The sequence below is a fragment of the Amycolatopsis sp. NPDC104819 genome (assembly GCF_055583145.1).
Map to the genome: position 1 here is coordinate 640,629 of NZ_JBVJON010000003.1, position 20,340 is coordinate 660,968.

General features: G+C 71.0%; 15 protein-coding genes. All 15 read right to left on the bottom strand.

Going from position 1 to position 20,340, the window contains the following annotated elements; genetic code table 11:
- Positions 1-26: 26 nt before the first annotated feature.
- A complete protein-coding gene (locus ACZ63E_RS12320; RefSeq protein WP_465336015.1) occupies positions 27-1,016 on the bottom strand; it encodes a GHMP family kinase ATP-binding protein in 990 nt (329 codons plus the stop codon).
- Positions 1,013-1,711 carry a nucleotidyltransferase family protein gene (locus tag ACZ63E_RS12325; RefSeq protein WP_465336016.1) on the bottom strand — a complete coding sequence of 233 codons (699 nt, stop codon included), beginning with the start codon at positions 1,709-1,711 and terminating at the stop codon, positions 1,013-1,015. Before ACZ63E_RS12325 ends, ACZ63E_RS12320 begins: the two co-directional genes overlap by 4 nt.
- Entirely contained in the window at positions 1,708-2,820 is a 1,113-nt protein-coding gene (locus ACZ63E_RS12330) for an NAD-dependent epimerase/dehydratase family protein (RefSeq protein ID WP_465336017.1), read from the bottom strand. Before ACZ63E_RS12330 ends, ACZ63E_RS12325 begins: the two co-directional genes overlap by 4 nt.
- The gene (locus ACZ63E_RS12335) at positions 2,817-3,962 is read right to left on the bottom strand and encodes a glycosyltransferase family 4 protein (protein WP_465308519.1); all 1,146 of its coding nucleotides are present in this window, start codon (positions 3,960-3,962) and stop codon (positions 2,817-2,819) included. The genes ACZ63E_RS12330 and ACZ63E_RS12335 overlap by 4 nt, the downstream gene beginning before the upstream one ends.
- A 4-nt stretch (positions 3,963-3,966) precedes the next feature.
- Entirely contained in the window at positions 3,967-5,166 is a 1,200-nt protein-coding gene (locus tag ACZ63E_RS12340) for an HAD-IIIA family hydrolase (protein WP_465336018.1), read from the bottom strand.
- Between the two features lie 100 nt (positions 5,167-5,266).
- Entirely contained in the window at positions 5,267-6,547 is a 1,281-nt protein-coding gene (locus tag ACZ63E_RS12345) for an O-antigen ligase family protein (RefSeq protein ID WP_465336019.1), read from the bottom strand.
- A complete protein-coding gene (locus tag ACZ63E_RS12350; RefSeq protein ID WP_465336020.1) occupies positions 6,547-8,067 on the bottom strand; it encodes a right-handed parallel beta-helix repeat-containing protein in 1,521 nt (506 codons plus the stop codon). The genes ACZ63E_RS12345 and ACZ63E_RS12350 overlap by 1 nt, the downstream gene beginning before the upstream one ends.
- The gene (locus tag ACZ63E_RS12355; RefSeq protein ID WP_465336021.1) at positions 8,064-10,007 is read right to left on the bottom strand and encodes a heparinase II/III family protein; all 1,944 of its coding nucleotides are present in this window, start codon (positions 10,005-10,007) and stop codon (positions 8,064-8,066) included. Before ACZ63E_RS12355 ends, ACZ63E_RS12350 begins: the two co-directional genes overlap by 4 nt.
- Positions 10,004-12,181 (bottom strand): bi-domain-containing oxidoreductase, encoded by a 2,178-nt coding sequence (locus ACZ63E_RS12360; RefSeq protein ID WP_465336022.1) that lies wholly within the window; start codon positions 12,179-12,181, stop codon positions 10,004-10,006. Before ACZ63E_RS12360 ends, ACZ63E_RS12355 begins: the two co-directional genes overlap by 4 nt.
- Positions 12,178-14,088, bottom strand: a complete 1,911-nt coding sequence (gene asnB / locus ACZ63E_RS12365) for an asparagine synthase (glutamine-hydrolyzing) (protein WP_465336023.1) — start codon at positions 14,086-14,088, stop codon at positions 12,178-12,180. Before asnB ends, ACZ63E_RS12360 begins: the two co-directional genes overlap by 4 nt.
- 36 nt (positions 14,089-14,124) lie before the next feature.
- Complete coding sequence (locus tag ACZ63E_RS12370; protein WP_465336024.1) at positions 14,125-15,900, bottom strand: Wzz/FepE/Etk N-terminal domain-containing protein; 1,776 nt, start codon at positions 15,898-15,900, stop codon at positions 14,125-14,127.
- Positions 15,897-17,231 (bottom strand): YveK family protein, encoded by a 1,335-nt coding sequence (locus ACZ63E_RS12375; RefSeq protein WP_465336025.1) that lies wholly within the window; start codon positions 17,229-17,231, stop codon positions 15,897-15,899. Before ACZ63E_RS12375 ends, ACZ63E_RS12370 begins: the two co-directional genes overlap by 4 nt.
- A gap of 125 nt (positions 17,232-17,356) precedes the next feature.
- Positions 17,357-18,538, bottom strand: a complete 1,182-nt coding sequence (locus ACZ63E_RS12380) for a glycosyltransferase family 4 protein (RefSeq protein WP_465336026.1) — start codon at positions 18,536-18,538, stop codon at positions 17,357-17,359.
- Positions 18,528-19,844: a nucleotide sugar dehydrogenase gene (locus ACZ63E_RS12385; RefSeq protein WP_465336028.1), complete on the bottom strand. Its 1,317-nt coding sequence runs from the start codon at positions 19,842-19,844 to the stop codon at positions 18,528-18,530. The genes ACZ63E_RS12380 and ACZ63E_RS12385 overlap by 11 nt, the downstream gene beginning before the upstream one ends.
- Positions 19,845-20,028: 184 nt before the next feature.
- On the bottom strand, positions 20,029-20,292 hold the full coding sequence (locus tag ACZ63E_RS12390; RefSeq protein ID WP_465336029.1) for a helix-hairpin-helix domain-containing protein: 264 nt from the start codon (positions 20,290-20,292) through the stop codon (positions 20,029-20,031).
- Positions 20,293-20,340 lie beyond the last annotated feature (48 nt).

The following is a 20,340-nucleotide window of genomic DNA, read 5'->3' on the forward strand; positions in this document are numbered from 1 at the left end:
TCGATCATAGGCGCGCACGCGGCCGGTCAGCTCCAAATGTCCTGGTGCACGTTGAAGATCACGCGCGAGCCCTGCCGCTCGAGCTGGATCGGCAGCTCCTTCATCCCCGGCAGCCCGTTCCGGACCGCCTGCTGGTGCTCCAGCGGGCAGGTGACGAGCAGGAAGCCACCGCCGCCGGCCCCGGTCACCTTGGCCCCGGACGCGCCCGCCGCGAGCGCCGCTTCCACGGCCTCGTCGATCTGCGGGTTCGACACCCCCGACGCCAGCGTGCGCTTGGCGTCCCAGCTCTTGCGCAGCGCGTTGCCCAATGCGCTCACGTCGAGCGCGCGCAGGCCGTCGGCCGCCTCACCGGCGAGGTCGCGCAGCTGCTTGAGCTGCGGCAGCCGGTCGCCGACGTTCGCCGTCTGCTCGCCCAGGATGTTGTTCGCGCTGCGGGTGACGCCGGTGTAGAAGAGCATCAGCTCGTCCTGCAGCGCCCGCCACTGCGGCCGCGGCAGCTCGATCCGCTTCACCACGGTGTCGTCGCCGGGGCCGAAGTTCAGGTCGCACAGGCCGCCGTAGGCCGCCGCGTACTGGTCCTGCTTGCCGATCGGCTTGCCGCAGCGGTCGATCTCGATGGTGCACGCCCGGTCCGCGAGCTCCTCCGCCGTCACCTGACGGCCCTGGTAGGCGAACAGCGCGTGCAGCAGCCCGACCGTGACCGAGGACGACGACCCCAGCCCGGACCCGGACGACGGGATGTCCGCGAGCGTGGTGATCTCGACGCCGCCGCGCACGCCGGTCATGTGCATGGCTTCGCGGACGAGCTCGTGCTCGAGGTCCTCGACCCGCGAGACGATTTCCTTCTTCGAGTAGTTGACGTAGATGTCGTCGTCGAAGCGCTGCTTCACGACGACGTAGATGTACTTGTCGATGGCCGCGTTGAGCACACGGCCGCCGTGTTCCCGGTAGTACACCGGCAGGTCCGTGCCGCCTCCGACGAGGCCGACGCGCAGCGGGGTGCGGGTGATGATCATCCTGCTCGCCTCTCCCAGTGGTCCCGCGCGCTCGCGAGCGCTTCGAGCGTGCCGATGTCGAGGAAGTACGCGTCGCCGATCGAGACCGTCCGCGCCCGGCCGACCAGCTGCGGCAGCAGGTGGAAGCCGATGTCGCGCGGCGCCGGTCCGATCAGGTCGAGGACCTCCGGGGTGAACGCGTACATCCCGGCGTTGGCCAGGTCGCCCGGCGGGTTCTCCGGCTTCTCGTGGAACGCGGTGACGACGCCCTCGTCGTCCACGGTCACGATGCCGCACCGCGACGGCTCCGCCGCGTGGAACAGCGACAGCGTCGCGAGGGCGCCGCCGGCGGTGTGCGCGTCGATCAGGACGCGGACGTCGAAGTCGGTCAGGTTGTCGGCGTTGAGGGCGAGGAAGCTGTCCTCGTTCTCGACGAACTCCCGGTTGGCCGCCAGCGTTCCGGCGCTGCCGAGCAGCTCCGGCTCCTCGACCAGGTGCACGACGGGCCCGCCGCGGCGCCCGGCGAGGTGCGCGCGGACCAGCGGCGCGAGGTGGTGCAGGTTGACCAGCACCTCGTCGACACCGGCGCCCTCGAGCGCGTCCAGCCAGATGTCGAGCATCGGCCGGCCGCCGACCGGCACCAGGCACTTCGGCACGCGGTCGGTCAGCGGCCGCAGCCGGCTGCCGAGGCCGGCGGCGAGCAGGAAGGCCTTCACGCGCCGGCCTTCCGGACGACGCCGAGCGAGCGCATCTTCGCGTTGGCCTGGGTGAGGATCTCGTCGAGGCCGGGCATGTCCCGCAGCCAAGCGGCGTACTCGGCGACGGACTCCGCCGGCGAGCGCTGCGGCTTCCAGCCGAGCTCCTTGAGCGCGTCGATGTCGGAGAGGATGTGCCGCGTGTCGCCGAAGCGGTACTCACCGCTGATCACGCCGGCCTCCGCCGAGCCGTAGTGCCGCTGCACGACGTCGGAGAACTGCTGCGTTGTGTACGCCTCGCCGCCGCCGACGTTGAACACGCGGCCCGCGGCGCGCGGGTCGGTCAGCACCAGGACGTTCGCGTCGACGACGTCGTGGATGTTGACGTAGTCGCGGATCGCCTGGCCGTCTTCGTAGAGCGTCGGCGCGCTGCCGAGGAGGTAGTGCAGGTTGAAGATGCGGCAGGCGCCCGAATACGCGTTGTAGACCGACTGCCGCGGGCCCTGGACGATGCTGTACCGCAGGGCGACGGTCGGGATCCCGTACCGCCGGCCGAGGTTGACCGCGACGACTTCTTCGCCGTGCTTGGACATCCCGTAGGCGTTCTGCGGGTTCGAGACGCGCTCCGGCGTCGCCAGCATGGTGAGCGGGCCGTCGCACTCCCGGCACCGGACGTCCCACTGCGCGGCCTTCAGCCGGCTTTCCGGGCGCATGTCGGGGGTCTGCTCACCGTGCTCGGGGCACCGGTAGAGGCCCTCGCCCATCGCAGCCTGCGACGAGGCCACGACCACGCGGGAGATGTCGAGCCGCTCCGCGACGATGATCTCGTAGATCATCGCCGTCGACGTCACGTTGACGTCGGTGAACTTCGCGAAGTCCGGCAGGTAGTCCTGGTAGGCGGCGAAGTGGTAGACGGCGTCGGTCCGGCGCAGCAGGTTGCGCACCAGGTCGCGGTCGCGGACGTCGCCCTCGAAGAAGTCGGCGCCGGGGGTCAGGTGGTTCGGCCTGCCGTCGCGGTGGACGGGCGAGACGAGCGCGTCCAGCACCGTGACCTCGTGGCCGAGCTCGACGAGCCGGTCGCACGTGTGCGACCCGATGAAGCCGGCGCCGCCGGTGACCAGGACTCTCATCGGCTGCTCCGGAGGGCGTGCACTTCGCGGTAGACGGCCAGCGTTTTCTCCGCGGTGGCCGCCCAGGTGAACTCGCCGGCCCGCTCCGGGCCGGCCTTGCGCAGCCGCTCGTTCTCCGGCCCGCAGGCCTTGACGATGGCGTCGGCGATCGAGTCGGGGTCCTTCGGGTCGGCCAGCAGCGCGGCGCCGCCTGCGGTCTCCGGCATCGCGGTGACGTCGGACGTCACCACCGGGCAGGCCGCGGCCATCGCCTCGAGGATCGGCAGGCCGAACGTCTCGTTGTGCGACGGGTACACGAACACGTCGGCGGCGCGGTAGAAGTGCACGGTCTCGGTCAGCGGCACCCCGCCGACCCACAGCACGTCGTCGCCGATCCCGAGGCCGGCCGCGAGCGCCTTGAGCTCACCGACGTACTCGGTGTCGCGCCCGGGCCCGACCACGACCAGCTGCCGGTCGCCCAGCTCGGCCTTCGCCGCGGCGAACGCGCGGATGAGGCCTTCGCAGTTCTTGTACGGCCACAGCGAGGACACGAACAGCACGAACGGCTTCCGCACCCCGAACTGCCGCGAGACGTGCTGGAACGCCTCTTCCCGGTCACCCGGGTTGAAGAGCTCGTGGTCCACGGCTTCCGGGATCAGCCGGATCTTCGCCGGGTCGATGTCCAGGTACTCCTGGGCCTCGGCGACGAGGCTGTTCGAGTTCAGGATGACCGCGTCCGCCTTCTGCACGGTGCGCGGGTAGCTGAACTGCCGGTACAACCGCGCGCCGCGGGAGATGGCGTCGGGCGTCGTGTAGGCGTGCAACGTCTTGATGTGCGCGACCAGCCCGGGCGCCGACCGCACGATCGGCGCCATCAGCGTGTTCAGCACGTCGATGCGCCCGAGCGGCAGCCGGACCGGCGAGAGCAGGTGCTCCGAGAGCGTGCGGAGGTTCCGCTTCTCGTTGGACCACGGGAAGGTGATGTAGCGCACGTTCGGGCCGTAACCCTGGTGCGTCGGCTTCGACTTCGGGCTCACCAGCAGGTGGAACGACTCGTGCTCCTCGAGCCGCTGGGCCATCTCGGGGATGACCCGGGTCCAGAACCAGTGCGCGCCCGACGGGTTGCCGGGGTCGTCGGTCAGCAGGTTGATGGCGACGCGCATGTGCTCAGAACGTCTGGGTGACAACGGCATCGGGGGTCATCCTCGCTTGTCGGACGTACTGGGCCAGCAGGTGCATGCAGCCTTGGTGGACGTCTTCGATCACGCCGTAGTTGACGGAGTCGACGTGCACCGAAACCGTCGCCTTGGTCCGCGCCGGTCCCCCTTCGAAGCCGGTGAGCGCGATCGTCGCCACGTCGTGGGCGGCGGCCCAGTCGAGGGCGCGCACGATGTTCGGCGACCGGCCGGAGGACGAGATCACGATGAGGACGTCACCGGCGCGGGCCTGGGACTCGAGCTGGTACTCGAAGACCTGCTCGTACCCGAGGTCGTTGGCGATCGCGCTGAACAGCTCGACGTTGGTCGAGAGGCTGTGCACCCGCGTGGTGAGGTCGGTCCCGTTGCGGACACCCTTCAGGTGGTCGCACTGGAGGTGGTTGGCGATCGACGCCGACCCGCCGTTGCCGCAGGCGAAGATCGTCGCGTCCCGGTCGTGGGCCGCGGTCAGGATCTTGGCCGCGCGGCTGATCTGCTCCAGGTCGACCGTGCCGAACGCGCGGGTGATCTCGTTGACGTAGGCGCCGCCGAAGGAGTCCGCCCGGTGGAACCGCGCGGCCGGGAACTTCGGCACGCCGGCCACCGCGGTGTGGCCATCCGGCGCCGTCAGGTCTTCCGAGCCGAGGATCACCCGGACGGCGGCGGCCAGGTCCGGGTAGGTCTCGACGCCGTGCACGGCCGAGCTGGGCGGGCCGACGTGCAGCGCGCGGGCGCCCACGGACTCGGCGAGCCCGACGTCCGACGGGCTGTCGCCGACCACCCAGGAGGCGCTCAGGTCGAGGTCGAGCGCCTGCGCGGCGGCGAGCGCCATGCCGGGGCCCGGCTTGCGGTCGGCGCTGGGGCGCGCGAAGGCCGGCACGATGCCGTCGGTGTGGTACGGGCAGAACAGCCACAGGTCGATGTGCGCGCCGTGCCGGGCGAGCTCCGCGATCATGTACTTGTGGACCTGCTCCACGTCTTCGATCCCGTAGTACCCCCGGGCGACCCCGGCCTGGTTGGTGACCACGGCCACCGGCAGGCCGGCGCGGTTGAGGGCCGCGATGGCTTCGATCGCGCCGTCGATGAACTCGACCCGGTCGACCGATCCGACGTAACCGCTGTCGACGATGATCGTGCCGTCGCGGTCGAGCAGCACCCCTGGTCGGCTCACGGTTCGCCCGCCTTTCGCGGAATGGGGGAATGGGCCGGGCCGGCCCCGCGCCGGAGGAATTCACGGTGCGTCAATGAGGTCGTCCGGGCCGGGGGCATCGTTACGTCGCCCGGCTCAGGTGGTCGGACGCGGGTGAGAACACGGCTTCGCGGTCCGGCAACGGCGTCACGAGCAGCCAGGAAGCGAGCGCCAGGTGCAGCAGATACGGCGACGCGTCCCCGAGCCCGGCTTCGGTGTAGGAAGCGAGCAGGCAGTAACTGATGAGGAACAGCGCGCACGCCCGGGCCGGTGACGGCGCGCGGGAAATGGCGGAGACGACGAGCGTCAGCAGGAAAAGGGCGACGATGACCACGCCCATGTAGCCCTGTTCGTGGTAAACGGCGAGCCAGCTGTTGTCGATCGGCAAGCCGTCGAAGGACTTGTTGGACAATCCCGTGCCGAAAACCTGCTCGAACCAGGTCCGCGGCATGTCCAGCAGCCGGCCCCACACCTTCGCGCGGCCGGTGAGGTTGGCGAAGTTCTCCTGGTCCTGCCCGCGCAGCAGCCAGGCCTGGATGAACGCGCCGAGCAGCACGACCGCGGCCGCGCCCACCGCGATCGACCAGGCCAGCACCTTCCGGGCGCGGGCGTTGGTGAGCAGCATCGACAGGCCGGCCACCGTCAGGCCGACCACCAGGCCGGCGGTCGCGGTCCGGGTGTGGGTCAGCACGAGCATCACCGCGGCCGGGGCCGAGATGAGCGCGACGCTCCGCCCGGTGGTCAGCTTGTTCAGCCAGAGCAGCACGCTCAGCCCGATCGTGATCGCCGCGTACTGCCCGACCTGGGTCGCGGTCAGCGGCCACACGACGCCGGTGAGCCGTCCCTCGTTCAGCTCGGACAGCGCCAGCCCGGGCGCGACGACCAGGCCGATCCCGACCGAGACCAGCAACGCGGTGAGCACCCGCACGTGGTGCTTGACGTAGTGCAGCGCGTTGTCCATCCACGGGCTGATCAGCCAGAACGTGCCGATGAAGAGGGTGAACCGGGCGCACCGGAACAGCCCACCCCAGCCGGAGGTCAGCTGCGCGCTGCTGGCGAAGCTGCCGACGAGCATCAGGCTGAGCAGCAGCAGGTAGGCGCTCGGCCGGAACCTGAACCGCGGGTTGACCGCCAGCGCGAGCACGAACGCGAAGCCGACCGACGACATGGTGAGCATCTGCAGCACCGAGCGCGGGATCGGCAGCAGGGATGCGCCGAGCGAGCCCAGCGTGTTGAAGACCAGCAGGGCCCACACCACGCAGATGACCTTGGTCGCCTGCGCGGTGCGCGGGACGTCCTGGGACTGCTCGACTCTCTTTTCGGGGGTCCGGGGCGAAGCCCCGGATGTCACAGCACGGGTCATCAGCTGCCGCCTCCCGCGTTGAACGAGCTGCCCTGGTCCTGCTGGTAGGGCACGCCCTGCCAGCGGCCGGGGTCGCTGAGCTTGCTGGCTTCCTCGGTCACGAACGTCCACGGACCGGAGTAGCGGTTGTCGTGCCAGTGGTTGTTCTGGTTGAAGGAGATCGCCTGCTCGACGGCTTCGGCCTTGTACGGCGACCACTCGGGCACCGTGCCGTAGTTCGACAGCAGGCCCATCCGGGCGCACATCTCCTGGCAGTCGATCGCCGCCGGGTCGACGGAGAAGCTGTTGTCGTGGATGTCGACGTTCTGCGTCCGCCACCGGCAGTCGCTGCGCAGCGGCTCGCTCGCGATCCCCGGCGGCGCGCACTTCGCGACGTCCGGAACGAGCAAGGTGCACACGCCCGTGGAGGAGTTCGCCGGGCTGTTGCAGAACCGGTCCGCGTTCTCCCAGAGCGTGATGCCCGACCAGTTGTTCACCAGGGTGTTGCCGGAAATTTCCAGCTTCGCCGTGCGTGCCTTGACGCGCGGTTCCCCGCCGGATTCGGAAACGTAGATCGCGGCCACCGGGAAACTGTCGTCCTCCTGGACGTACTTGCGCCCGGCGACGAGGTTGTTCCCCTTGATGAGGTTGTTCCGGATGACCGCGTTGTAGCTGGTTTCGTAGAAGATCGCGGTGTCGTCGTTGTTCTCGATGACGTTGTTCTCGATGACGAAGTCGTTGTTGTTCGTGTCCGCCCAGATCCCCGGCCCGCGGTTGTCGTGGATCCAGTTCCCGCGGATGTCGGCGCCGTTGACCGCCCAGAGCTTCATCGCGCCGCTGCAGCCGCACCCCTCGGGGTACTTCTTCTCGACGTCTTCGGCGTTGTTGCCGACGAACTCGTTGCCCTCGATCACCAGCCCGGCGAGCCCGCCGAGGTCGTCGCAGCAGCCGTTGAGGCCGTACTGGCCGTTGTTGCGCAGGCAGTTGCCCTTCAGCACCTCGCGGGTGCCGCCCATCACGGCCGCGCCCGCGTTGTCGACGAGGTTGTTGGCCTCGATCGTCCACTCGGCGCCGGAGTCGTGGTTCACCGCGCCTTCGTTGTCCGGCGGTTTGAACCGGGTGACCGTCAGGTGTTCGATCGTCACCTTGGCCGCCTTGCCCGAGAAGGCGTAGCGGTTCACCTGCTTGCCGTCGACGATCGCGCCGGGCGCGCCGATGTAGTGGTCACCCTCCTTGGGCGCCACCTGGTCGTATTCGCCGTCGCCGAGGGTGTGGGTGCCCGGGGCGAGCCAGAACGTCGTCCCGGGCGGGTTCGCCGAGGTCTTGGTGAGCAGGTCGCCGTGCACCGCGGGGTCGACGGTGACCGCGCCGGCCGGCGCGGTGGCGGGCCCCGCCGGCAGGTGGCCGCAGACCGCGGCGGCCTTCGGGGTGGTGTCGGGCGGGGGCTCGGCGGTGCAGGCGCCCAGCGTCAGCAGGAGCGCCCCGAAGAGCCCTCCCCAAGACGTAGCTTTCACGTGAAAGCTACGCCGCGCGGCCGTCATGACCCGAAACCGAGGAGCGTGGTCAGGCTCTCGCCGGACACGACCGTGCCCGCGCCGACGAGCGTGGTGGCGGGTTCGCGCCGGCCGAAGCCGGGTGAGTACCAGCCGAGCGGGGGTTCGGTCTCGCCGCGGTGCGCGGTCCACCGGGCCGACGCGGGCAGGGTGACCGACGCCGTGCGCCGCTCGCCGTCGTGCGCCCAGGACAGCCGGGCCCGGCTGCCGTCGAGCACGACCCGGACGTCCGGTCCGAAGTGGAACGCGAGGCGGAAGTCCGTGCCGTCGCCGCCGAGCACCTCGTCGACGATCTTCAGCGCGTCACCGTCGAGCTCCACCGTGCGGCGGTGCGCCGCCGGGGCGTACCCGTCGTGGGCGGCCGACCAGCTGGACGGCCCCTCCGCCGGCGTCTGGACCGCCAGCACCTTCGTGACGGCGTGCCGCGTCCACAGGAACGGCCCGCCGGACACCGACTGGTCGCGCCCGCCCAGCTCGAGCGTGTTGTGGCCGAGCGTCGACCGGAAGTACGACCGCCACTGCGGCTCACCGTGGTAACAGAAGGTGCCCGGGTCGGCGAGGATGTCGACGCCGTCGTGGCGGACCTCGACCGAAAGCGCGTCGGCGTGGGCGTGCGCGGCGATCGAGAGGAAGCCGTGCGGGCCGCCGTCGCAGCGGGCCCAGACCTTTCCGGACCGCAGGATCGTCATGCCCGCGTCCCGCAGCTGGGCCGGCCGCCGGTCGGGCCGGACGCCGGTGGCTCGCGGGGTCCGCAGCGCCAGCGACGCCAGCAGCGGCGTGCGGACGTCGTCCCCGGGGACCGCCGGCCACCAGTCGCGGCGGCCGAACAGCGCCTCGCCGGTCGCCAGCAGCGACGCCCAGCGGTCGGTCTCCTCGCCGTCGACGACCAGGCCGAAGCCGTCGTCGGCGTCGCCCTGGCGCGGCGGCCGGAACCGGTTGTCCACAATGGACGCCAGCGCGTCGGTCATCCGGAGCAGGACGGCCCAGGTGCTTTCCGGCGCCGGGGTGCCCGCGACGTCGGCCTCGACCGCCGCCGCGAGCCCGAGCTCCAGCACCAGGCCGTGGTACTCGGACGCGAGCTCGGCGTTGAGCCCGGACGGGAAGGTGTTGCGGCCCAGCTGGACGTCGAGCGACCGCATGGCCTCGGTCCGCCAGCGCGGCGACTCCGGGAACCAGCCGAACGCGCACGCCGCGGCCAGCAGCCCGGCGTCCTCGGCGAGCACGTGGTTGTTCGCCGACGAGCCGTGGCTGCGCAGGGTCGCGAGCCAGTTCTGGTGGTGCCACAGCTGGAGCTGGAAGTCCGGGTTCTCGTCGAACAGGCCGACGACACCCGCCCAGCCGTCGAGCAGGCGCCGGGTCCAGACCCACGACAGCAGCCGGATGCCCAGCTCGATGCCGCTCACCCAGTGCGGCCCCCGCAGCGGCGGGTTCGCCGCCCACCACGACCGCAGGTGCTCGGCGGCGCGCTCGGCGTACGCCTCGGACCCGGTCAGCGCGTACGCCGCGGCCAGCACGGTGAGGTGCTGGTGGCGCGACGGCTCCCAGATCTGCTTGATGTCCCCGACCGTGTCCTCGGACCGGTACGGGACGTCGAAGGCGTACCCGTCGCCGGGTGCGCGACGGCCGGTCTTCGGGTCGAGGAACCAGTCCGGCGCGACCATGTCCTCGCGGACGACGCCGAAGTATTCGGCGCGCCCGGCCATCAGCTCGTCGGCGGTGACCAGCAGCCGCTTGACGGCCTCACCGGACACCCGGCCGAGCACGCCCGCCGGCAGCGCGGCGGTGAACCGCGGGTGCGACGGCCAGTCGGGCGGTTCCGGCAGCGAAGACCGCCACTGACGTTGGACGACGGCGTGCCGCGCGCGGCCGACGACCTCCGCCGGCCCCATCCGAGACAGCCGACGCAGGTACCAGCCGGGACCCATCATGCCGGGGCACCAGCCTTCCGCGGCAGGTCGAGCCGGACCGGCGCCGCGTTCGCGACGCTCGTCTGCGCGGCGAGCGTGGCCAGGGTCGTCGCGGCCAGCGAGGCGACCGAGATCGGCATCGGGCCCCCGGTCCGGACGGCTTCGAGGAAGGCGTCGACCTCGGCGGCCTGGCCCTTGTCGCGGCCCTTCGGGATCCGCGAGCTGGCCCACTTCTTGCGCGAGTAGACCGACGCGCGGACGAAGTCGTCGAACTTGAGGACCTTGCCGTCGGCCGTCAGGTCGAGCGTCTCCTTCGGGAAGCCGGCCGAACCCGTCTCCGCGTAGGTGATGACCGCCGTCGAGCCGTCCGGGTAGGTGAGCGTCACCTGGACGTCGCCGGTCGCGTAGACCGAGACCGGGTCGGCGTCGAGCAGCCAGCTCACGGTGTCGATGAAGTGCCCGCCCTCACCGGCGAAGCGGGAGCCTTCGGTGGCGGTCTGGTTGTACCAGCTGCCGTGGTCGAGGCGGCCGGCGTTGACCAGGTACCGGACGGTCGCCGGGCCGACGCGCGGGCCGAACTGGCCGCGGGCCTCGTGCAGCAGCGGCGCGAACCGGCGGTTGAAGCCGACCTGCAGGCGGTCGTTGCCGGACTCCTCGATCGCGTCGAGGACCTTCTGGAGCTCCTCCGGCGACAGGGCGAGCGGCTTCTCGACGAACACCGTCTTGCCCGCGAGCAGCGCCTGCCGGGTCAGCTCGGCGTGCGAGCTGTGCCGCGTCACGACGAACACGGCGTCGATCGAGTCGTCGCCGAGCACGTTGTCGATGTCGGTGGATGCCTCGGCGAAGCCGAACTTGCGCCGGGCGTTGGCGCCGGAGAGCGCCGAGGTCGTCGCGACGTGCTTGAGCTGGGCGTCGGCCCGCTCGGCGAGGTGCGGCAGCAGCATCGACGACGCGTAGTTGCCGGCCCCGATGAACCCGAGGCGCACCGGCTGCCCGGCCGGCAGCGGCGCGGCCTTGTGCTCGACCAGCCCGACCCGCGCGGACGTCACGACCGGCTCGGTCTTCGCGACCGCGTCCGGGTAGCGGAACAGCACCGCCACGGCCTTCAGCTCACCGTCGTTGAGCGCCTGGTAGGTCTCGGCGGCGTCGGAGAAGTCCGAGATGTGCGTGATCAGCGGCTCGACGTCGAGGCGGTCGCGGGCGACGAGGTCGAGCACGCACTCGAGGTTGCGGCGCTCGGTCCAGCGGACCTGGCCGATCGGGTAGTCGCGGCCTTCGAGCTCGTAGGACGGGTCGTAGCGGCCCGGGCCGTACGAGCGCGAGAACCGGACGTCCAGTTCCTTCTCGTAGTAGGCGTTCCACGGCAGGTCGAGCTTGCACTTGCCGATGTCGATGACCCGGCCGCGGTCGCGCGAGAGCTTCGCGGCCAGCTCGACCGGCTCGTTCGTGTTGCCGCCGGCGGCGAGGTAGGTCTGGTCGACACCCGCGCCGTGCGTCAGCTCGGCGACGGCGGTGTCCACGATGCCGGACGCCGGGTGTGCGCAGGTCAGCGCGCCGAGGCTCTCGGCGAGCTTGCAGCGGTCCGGGTCCGGGTCGACGCCGACGACGCGCACGCCGGAGGACGCCAGCAGCTGCACGACGAGCTGGCCGATCAGGCCGAGCCCGATGACCAGGGCGACGTCGCCGATCTGCGGCTCGCCGCGGCGGACCCCCTGCATCGCGATCGAGCCGACGGTCCCGAACGCCGCGTGCCGCGGGTCGACGCCGTCGGGGACGCGGGAGTAGAGGTTCTTCGGCACCCAGTTCAGCTCGGCGTGCAGCGCGTGCTCGTTGCCCGCGCAGGCCACCAGGTCGCCGACCGCGACGTCGGTGATGCCGTCGCCGACCTGCTCGACCACGCCGCAGAGCGAGTAGCCGAGCGGGGTGTAGGAGTCCAGTTTGGACGTCACCTTGCGGTAGGTCGCGGAGAGGCCGTTGGTGGCGACGCTCTGCATGACCTTCGCGACCTGGTCCGGGCGGGCCTTCGCCTTGCCCACCAGGGACATGCTCGCCTCGGACACCTTCATCATCTCGGTGCCGGTCGAGATCAGCGAGTACACCGTGCGCACCAGCACGCCGCCGGGCTTGCAGGCGGGCTCGGGGACCTCGAGGAGCGCCAGTTCCCCGCTCTTGTAGTTCTGGACTACCTGCTTCACTTCGCTCCCGCTCCAGACATCGCGTTCCGGTACCAGTACTCAAGGGTCAAGACGTGCCAGAGATGCTTGCCGCGGTCCTGCTGCCCGGCGGCGTCCTCGTCGACCATCCGCTGCAGGGCCTCGCGTTGCAGGAAGCCCGAGGAGACGAGCACCCCTTCGTTGACGACTTCGCGCACCAGCGGCGCCAGGTCGCGGCTCATCCAGGCCCGCAGCGGCGCGCTGAACAGGCCCTTGGGCCGGTGCACGATCTCGCTCGGCAGGATGTTCAGCGCGGCCTTCTTCAGCGCCATCTTCCCGGCACGGCCGACGATCTTCCGGTTGCCGGGGATCCGGAACGCGGCGCGCACGACCTCGACGTCGACGAACGGCGTCCGCACCTCGGTGGACGCGGCCATCGTCGACCGGTCGGTGTAGGTGAGGTTCAGGCCGGGCAGGAACATCCGCGAGTCGGCCAGGCACATCCGGTTGACGAAGTCGTCGAGCGCCTGGTCGTGGTAGGTGTCCTCGTGCTCGGTGAGGACCTCCCCGACCTGGGGCGCGAAGTCCGGGTTCACCAGCGCGAGCAGCTCCGCCTGGTCGTACATGGTGTAGCTGCGCCGGAACGCCGTCTCCTCGGGCAGGCCCGCGAAGGACAGGAACCGCTTGGCGAAGCGCACCGAGCGGTAGCCGCGCTTGGCCGACGCCACCGGCAGTCTGTCCACAAGGGACTCGACCGGCCTGCGGACCGCGCCCGGCACCTTGTGGTAGCGCAGCGCGATGAGGTTCGCGAGGTGCTTGCGGTACCCGGCGAACAGCTCGTCGGCGCCCATCCCGGACAGCATCACCTTGACGCCGGCGTCGCGTGCGGCCGAGCAGATCAGGAACGAGTTGATCGCCGCCGGGTCGCCGATCGGCTCGTCGAGGTGGTAGGTCATCTTCGGCAGCAGGTCGAGCACCTGCGGCGCGATCTCGATCTCGTGCAGGTCGACGCCGAACTGCTGCGCCACGATCCGGGCGTACTTGAGGTCGTCCGGCATCGCCTCGAACTTGGCGTCCTCGGCGCGGAACCCGATGGTGTAGGCGGAGATCCCCGGCTGCGACCGCGCGGCCAGCGCCGTCAGGTAGCTGGAGTCGAGGCCGCCGGAAAGGAACGTCGCGACCGGGACGTCGGAGAGCAGGTGCTTGGCGGTCGACTCGGAGATCACCTCGTGCAGGTCGACGTCGCCCTCGTAGGCCGCGCCCTCCTCGGCGACCTCCCGCAGCGACCAGAACCGGCCGCGGTCGACCTGGCCGTCCGGGCGGCAGCGCAGCCACGTGCCCGGCTGCAGCTTCTCGGCGCCCTGGTAGGCGCAGCGGCTGTCCGGCACCCAGTAGTAGAGCAGCGACGCGATCAGCGCGGCGTTGTCCACCTGCAGCGACCCGCCCAGCTCACCGGCCAGCGCCTTCAGCTCGGACGCGAAGGCGACCCCGCCGGCCCGCTGCACGAAGAACAGCGGCTTGATGCCCAGCTGGTCGCGGACCAGGAACAGCTCGCCGGTGCCCTCTTCGAACAGCGCGAAGGCGAACATCCCGCGCAGCTTCGGCAGGCAGTCGGTGCCCCAGCGCCGCCACGCCTGCAGCAGCACCTCGGTGTCGGACGTCCCGCGGAAGCGCACGCCGGCGCTCTCCAGCTCGGCCCGCAGCTCCGGCGCGTTGTACAGCTCGCCGTTGTAGCTCAGCGCGAGGCCGTCGAGGGCCATCGGCTGCGCCCCGGTCTCGGACAGGTCGATGATCGAGAGCCGCCGGTGTCCCAAGTGGACCTCACCGGCGCCGGCGCGGTGGTCGTACCGGCCGGAGCCGTCCGGCCCGCGGTGGGCCAGGGTCTTCGTCAGCCGGTCGGTCAGCGGTCCGCCGTCCGGCCAGAGGTAGGTGCCTGCGATGCCGCACATCTCGAGTGTGTCCCCTTCGGTCACGGTGCGGGGTGGTCAGGAGACCTCCGCGCTCTTTTCGGGCTCGAGCTCGGCGCCCAGTTCGCCTTGGTGCGTGGGCTCGCCGTGGTCGCGCTTGAACGGCGTCGGCCGCTTCGGCTTGACCGGGGCGAACTTCTTCGTCGGCGCGTCCAGGTGGTCCGGGACGCTCACGGTGCCGGGTTCCGGCAGCGGCGCGGGTTGTGGCTTGGGCTTGGCGACCACCGGTGGCGGCGCCGCCACCGGCCGGACCGGCGCGATCCGGCGGGTCGGCAGCTCCGCGACGGCGACGCGCTCCGCGATGCGGGCGGCCAGTTCGTCGATGCGGTCCTCGTGCTCGACAACCGGAACCCGCTGCACGGTGGACGCCACCTTCGCGCGGCCTCGCAACGCCGTGTGCAGGCCGTCCCAGAGCGTGCCGTCGGACTTGTCGCGCGGGTCCGGGTCGACCAGCACGACCCCGACGATCGGGATCTGCTGCTCGGCGAGCTGCCGCGCGACGGTGTGCAGCCACAGCGTGTTCGCGTGCCCGGCCTTGACGACCAGCACGGTCTCCGGGCCGAGGTGCGCCAGGTCGGTCCAGGCGGTGCCCGGGGACACCGTGCCGACCCCGATGCGGCGTTCCTCCGGCTCGGCGTCGGGGTCACCGGCGCCCAGCACGACGACTTCGCTGTGGGTCTCGGCCGCCAGCTTGCGGACGTTCTCGCCCGGCAGGTCGTCGACCACGCTCGCCTTGCCCTCGGCCGCGAGCTCCGTCGCGATGTCCAGCGCCAGCGCGGCCGCGACCTTGGGCGCGCCCAGCTCCAGCACCGACACCCCGGGCTGGTCCGCCTTGATCGCGCGGACCAGCGTCGTCGCGACGCGCTTGCGTTCGGAGACTGCCCGGGACCGCCGCCAGAACCGGGCCGGACCCGGCAGCCGGCTCTGCAGCTGGGCGATGACCGACGCGCCGAGGCCCGCGGAGATCTCGCCGCGCAGCACGGGCTTGTCCCGCGAGATCGCGGCGACCGCGGCGAAGGCGAGCCCGAGCGCCAGGCCGAGGCCGAGCCCGATGCCGCCGTTCAGGGCGCCGGCCTTCAGCTTGCCGCTCGGCAGCGGCCGGGCCGCGTCGACGACCTGCGTGCCCGCGGCCACGTTCGGGTTCCCGACCCCGGCCTGCTGGGCCCGGGAGGAGAAGTCCGAGATCTGCGACTGCAGCGCGGCGCGGCGGCTGTAGAGCGCGTCGAGGGTGCTGTCGTTCTTCTTGTTCCCCTTGCCCTCTTCCTCGACGACCTGCTGGTTGACCGCGGCCAGGTCGTCCTGGGCGGTCTTCTGCTGGTCGAGCAGGGCCTTGGCCTGCGCGTCGGCGACGGCCTTGTCCTGCTTCACGTAGTCCGCGATGAAGGTGTCCGCCAGCGCCTTCGCCTTGGCGACGGCGTCCTCGCTCGTCTTCGCCTTGACCGTGATCTGCATGATGTTGTTGCTCAGGCCGAGAGCCGCGTAGTCCTTGGTGAAGTCTTCGGGCTTTTCGGTGCCGCCGATCGCCTTCAGCGCTTGGCCCGCCATCTGGGTCGTCTGCAGCACCGTGATGTCGGTGCGGATCAGGGACCCGCTGTCGGTCGGCGAGTCCTGCGCGTGCGTGACCATCACCGTCACCACCGCGGTGGGCGGCGGCGGCAGCAGGACCGTGACCAGCACGCCGCCGATCAGGCCGAGCAGCGCGGTGGCCAGCCAGAGGCGCTTGCGGCGGCGGATCGCGACGACCAGCCGCTGCAGGTCGATCAGCGGCGCCGCCGGGGCGTTCGGGTTCGTCACGATCGACCTGCCAGTGCTTCGCCGGGAGCCTCGGACTCCGCTGAGGGGGCACGACCGGAAGGCCGCACCGGGCACGTCACGACCACCCCGGCGATTTCCCGCCCGGCCTCGGCGCACGCGGCGGACAGGTCGACGAGCTCCCAGTCGATGCGGGTGCCGGGGCTGGCCACGACAATGGTGGTGTCGTCGCCGTCCGGGACCAGCGGCCGCGCCGGCGACACCGGGCACACCCGCGCCGGGATGCTCAGGCGGTCCGCGACCTCGGCGAGCCGCTCGGCGGCCGTCTGCGCACCCGGGTCGTCTTCCGGCACGAGCACGAGGACACCGCGGGCGTCGGCGTGCACCTGGGCGAGCACCCGGCGGAACCGGATCTCACGCTGGGTGTCGCCGTCCGGGACCGCGATCGGGGGCAGCAGCCACGGCTGGTCGGCCCCGAGCAGCCGCCGGACCCGGCCGGCCAGGCCCTCGGCCCGCGGGCCGTCGGCGCCCGGCAGCTCGACGTCGACCACCGCGAGCGCCGCGGTGCCGAGCGCCGCGGCGATCTCGTCCTGGTGGCGCAGCCGGCGGTCCCGCCGGTAGGCCACGAGGTGACCGAAGACACCGACGATCACGAAGAGCAGCGCGCCACCGACGGAGACCTGCACCGGCGTCGGCGAGGCCTGGCCGGTCGGGGCGGGCGCGTTGCCCATCTCGACCGCGTTGTTGCTGCTGGCGGTGGCGTCGGCCTCGCCGAGCACCTTGATCGCCTGGTCGAGCGACGACCGCAGGCCTTCGAGCTGGGTGCGGGCGTTCACGCTCTCCACCGTGACGCCGTTCTGCGCGCCCTTGGCCAGTTCGTCGATCTGCTGCGAAGCCTCCTGCACCTTCTGGCGCAGGGCCGCGCGCTGTTCGCCGGCGAGCTGAACGGCCGCGTCCCCGGAGTTGCTCGCCACCTGACCGGCGTACTTCACGTACTGCTGGGCGACCTCGTCGGCGAGCAGCTGGGCGTGCTCACCGGTGTCGGCGGCCGCGGTGATCGTGATGACGTTGCCGTTCGCCGCCGACGTGCTGACCTGCTTCTTCAGGTCGCTGCCGCTCGGGTGCCACGGCAGCTGCGCGGCCGCCCGGTCGAGCACCACCGAGCTCACCGCGACCTCGGCCTGGGTGAGCAGCTCGTCCGCCTGCCGCGGCCCTTGGAGGAGCACGCTCGACGTGGTCTGGTAGCCGGGCGAGAGCACCATGGACGCGCCGTAGCCGGCGAGACCGCCCAGGACGGCGAGGACGGCGAGCAGCCGCCAGCGCCGTCGGAGAACCTGCCCGATGAGGGCCAGGCGTACCGTGTCGTCAGTCAACGGCGGGTTCTCCATTCCTGGGACGGCTACGCCGAACGGGTCTCACGTGATCGGCCGGTTACCCCAACCGTCGTCGGGCCGGGAGCATTGGTTACACGTCCGGTGGCTTCTTGACCGAATGGCGATCAGGACTTCACCGCGTGCTCATATGCGGCGAGCAAGTTCTTCGCCGAGTTCTCCCACGAGAGCGCGCCGGCCACTCTGGCCTGGCCGAGCTTGCCCATCCGGGCCCGCTCCTCCGGGTCGTCGAGCAGCTGCGCGACGAGCTTCGCGAAGGCCGACTCGTCGTTGGCCGGGGCGTAGACGGCGGCGTCCCCGGCCGACACCCGCGCCTCCCGCAGCTCGAACGAGACGATCGGCTTGCTCATCGCCATGTACTCCATGACCTTGTTCATCGTGGAGACGTCGTTGAGCGGGTTGAGCGGGTCCGGCGACAGGCAGACGTCGGCGGTGGAGAGGTAGCGGACCAGGTCCTCGTCGGAGATCCGGCCGGTGAACTCGACCTGGTTGGCCAGCCCGAGCTTGCCCGAGAGGGCGACCATGTCGTCGAAGGCGTCCCCGGAGCCGACGAACACCGCGTGCCAGTCGGTGCGGCCGACCTCGTCCCGCAGCTTCGCGAGCGCGCGCAGGGCGTAGTCGACGCCGTCCTGCGGGCCCATCACGCCGAGGTAGGCCAGCAGGTGCGGCTTGCCCTTCTTCAGCTCGGGCTCGACGGGCACCTCGTGGAACCGCTCGACGACCGGGGCGCTGCGCACCACGAAGACGTCCTCGGGCTTCTTGCCGCCGCGGATCCGGGCGACCTGCTGGTAGCTCTCGTTCGTCGAGATCACGACGTCGGCGGCGCGGTAGGTGGCGCGCTCCAGCGCGCAGACCCCGCGGTAGAGCAGGTCCTGCCCGCGGTCGAACCGCGAGAGGTACAGCTCGGGGCAGAGGTCGTGCTGGTCGAAAATGAACCGCGCGCCCTGCCGCTTCAGGTACTTAGCGACCAGGTAGAGCAGGTCCGGCGGGTTGCAGGCGTGCACGACGTCGACCGGCCCGACCTTGCGGGCCAGCCGCAGCGTGTGCCACAGCGCGCTGCCGTACTCCTGCAGGTACCCGGCCGGGCCGCCGGTCGCGGCCTTCAGCGGGTACCGGTGGATGTGGACGCCGTCGATGACGGCCTCGGCCTCGGTGTCGCGCTTGGTGCCCTGCGGGCAGATGACGTGGACTTCCCAGCCGGCGTCGCGCAGGGTCGTGGACTCCTGCCAGACGCGGCGGTCGAAGGGGACGGACAGGTTTTCGACGAGGATGAGCGCTTTACCAGGCAAGGCCGGCGTATCCCTCTTCAAGGCGACGCGTCTCGGCGTCGGGCAGGCGGACGAGGTCGATCAGCACCCGGTCGCCGCCGTGCGGCAGGGCCGCCAGCACGGCCGGGTCCTTGCAGCCGACGATGACGACGTCGGCGTGGTCCATGACTTCTTCGACGGATCCGGCGAGCAGCTGCCCGAGGTGCGGCAGCCGGCCCTCGATGTACTCGCGGTTGGCGCCCATCAGCTGCGAGAGGCTGACGTTGGCGTCGTAGATCTTCAGGTCGTAGCCCTTGCCGAGCAGCTTCTCGGCCAGCTCGACCAGCGGCGACTCGCGCAGGTCGTCGGTGCCCGGCTTGAACGAGAGGCCGAACAGCCCGACCTTGCGCTTGCCGGTGCGCGCGACCAGGTCGAACGCCCGCTGCAGGTGCTCTTCGTTGGAGCTGAGCACGTGCGACAGGATCGGCACCTTCACGTCGGCGCGGTGCGCGGCGTAGACCAGCCCGCGCAGGTCCTTCGGCAGGCACGAGCCGCCGAACGCGAAGCCGGGCTTGAGGTAGGCCGGGCTGATGTTCAGCTTGGTGTCGGCGAGGAAGACGTCGATCACCTGGTGCGAGTCGAGGCCGAGCGCGCGGCAGATCGAGCCGAGCTCGTTCGCGAACCCGATCTTCAGGCCGTGGAAGGAGTTGTCGGCGTACTTCGTCATCTCCGCGACCGGGATCGGCACGCGGAAGACGGGCCCGGGCAGGCCTTCGTACAGCGCCGCGACGGCGTCCCCGCTCGCGGTGTCGATCTCGCCGATCACGGTCTTCGGCGGGTCGAAGAAGTCCTTGACGCTGGTGCCCTCGCGCAGGAACTCGGGGTTCACCGCGACACCGAAGTCGACCCCGGCGGTGCGGCCCGAGGACTTCTCCAGGATGGGGATCAGCAGGTCGAGGCAGGTGCCCGGCAGCATCGTGCTGCGGAAGACGACGGTGTGCCGTTCGCTCTTGTTCGCGATCGCCTCGCCGATCTCCTCGGCGACGCGCTCGAGGTAGACCGTCGAGAGGCTGCCGTTCGGCGCCGACGGCGTGCCGACGCAGACCAGCGAGATCTCGCTGTCGGCGACGGCTTCCGCGACGTCGGTCGTGGCTCTCAGCGCGCCACTCGCGACGACTTCGGCGGTCAGCTCGCCGATCCGCTCCTCGACCACCGGGGCCTTGCCCTGGGTGATGAGGTCGATCTTCACCGGGTTGACGTCCACGCCGACCACCCGGTGCCCTTGCCCCGCCAGGCACGCGGCGGAGACACAACCGACGTAACCGAGCCCGAAGACACTGATCTTCACGCCAAACCTCCGCATTTTCCGCGCGACCCTCAAGTTGGTCGGCGGGGCCCCCTGGATCGTTACCGGGGGCGCGGCGAACGGGGTAAAGCGTGAGGAGGCCGTTAGGCGTAACGGTTTTCGCGTAAAAATCGGGTCTCGAATTGCAACTTGCCGTGGGCGGGCAACACGCTCGGCGCGGTTTTCGTCAACGGCTTTCGTAGAGCCGTTTCCGTTCGGGGGTGTAGGTCCACCACGGCCGCGGCGGCGCGCCGTCCGCCTGGTCGACGGCCGACATGAAGGTGTCGAGCACGCAGGGGTCGTGCCGGACGCCGTCGGTCTCGCAGAGCCGCTCGTACAGCTCGACGGCGTCACGCCCGGCGAGCTGGGCGGGTTCGGTGATGCCGAGCCGGGCGAGGTCGCGGACCATCGCCGGGCCGATGTTCGCCAGTTTCAGCAGTTCTTGGCTCATGCCCCCAGGACAGCAGCCGGGGCCGATCCGCGTCTTGAACGGATCGGC

Bases quoted from the DNA above. Each gene is read 5' to 3' on its own strand.
- ACZ63E_RS12320 (WP_465336015.1), bottom strand. From the start codon at position 1,016: ATGATCATCACCCGCACCCCGCTGCGCGTCGGCCTCGTCGGAGGCGGC.
- ACZ63E_RS12330 (WP_465336017.1), bottom strand. From the start codon at position 2,820: ATGAGAGTCCTGGTCACCGGCGGCGCCGGCTTCATCGGGTCGCACACG.
- ACZ63E_RS12335 (WP_465308519.1), bottom strand. From the start codon at position 3,962: ATGCGCGTCGCCATCAACCTGCTGACCGACGACCCCGGCAACCCGTCG.
- ACZ63E_RS12345 (WP_465336019.1), bottom strand. From the start codon at position 6,547: ATGACCCGTGCTGTGACATCCGGGGCTTCGCCCCGGACCCCCGAAAAG.
- ACZ63E_RS12350 (WP_465336020.1), bottom strand. From the start codon at position 8,067: ATGACGGCCGCGCGGCGTAGCTTTCACGTGAAAGCTACGTCTTGGGGA.
- ACZ63E_RS12355 (WP_465336021.1), bottom strand. From the start codon at position 10,007: ATGATGGGTCCCGGCTGGTACCTGCGTCGGCTGTCTCGGATGGGGCCG.
- asnB (WP_465336023.1), bottom strand. From the start codon at position 14,088: ATGTGCGGCATCGCAGGCACCTACCTCTGGCCGGACGGCGGACCGCTG.
- ACZ63E_RS12390 (WP_465336029.1), bottom strand. From the start codon at position 20,292: ATGAGCCAAGAACTGCTGAAACTGGCGAACATCGGCCCGGCGATGGTC.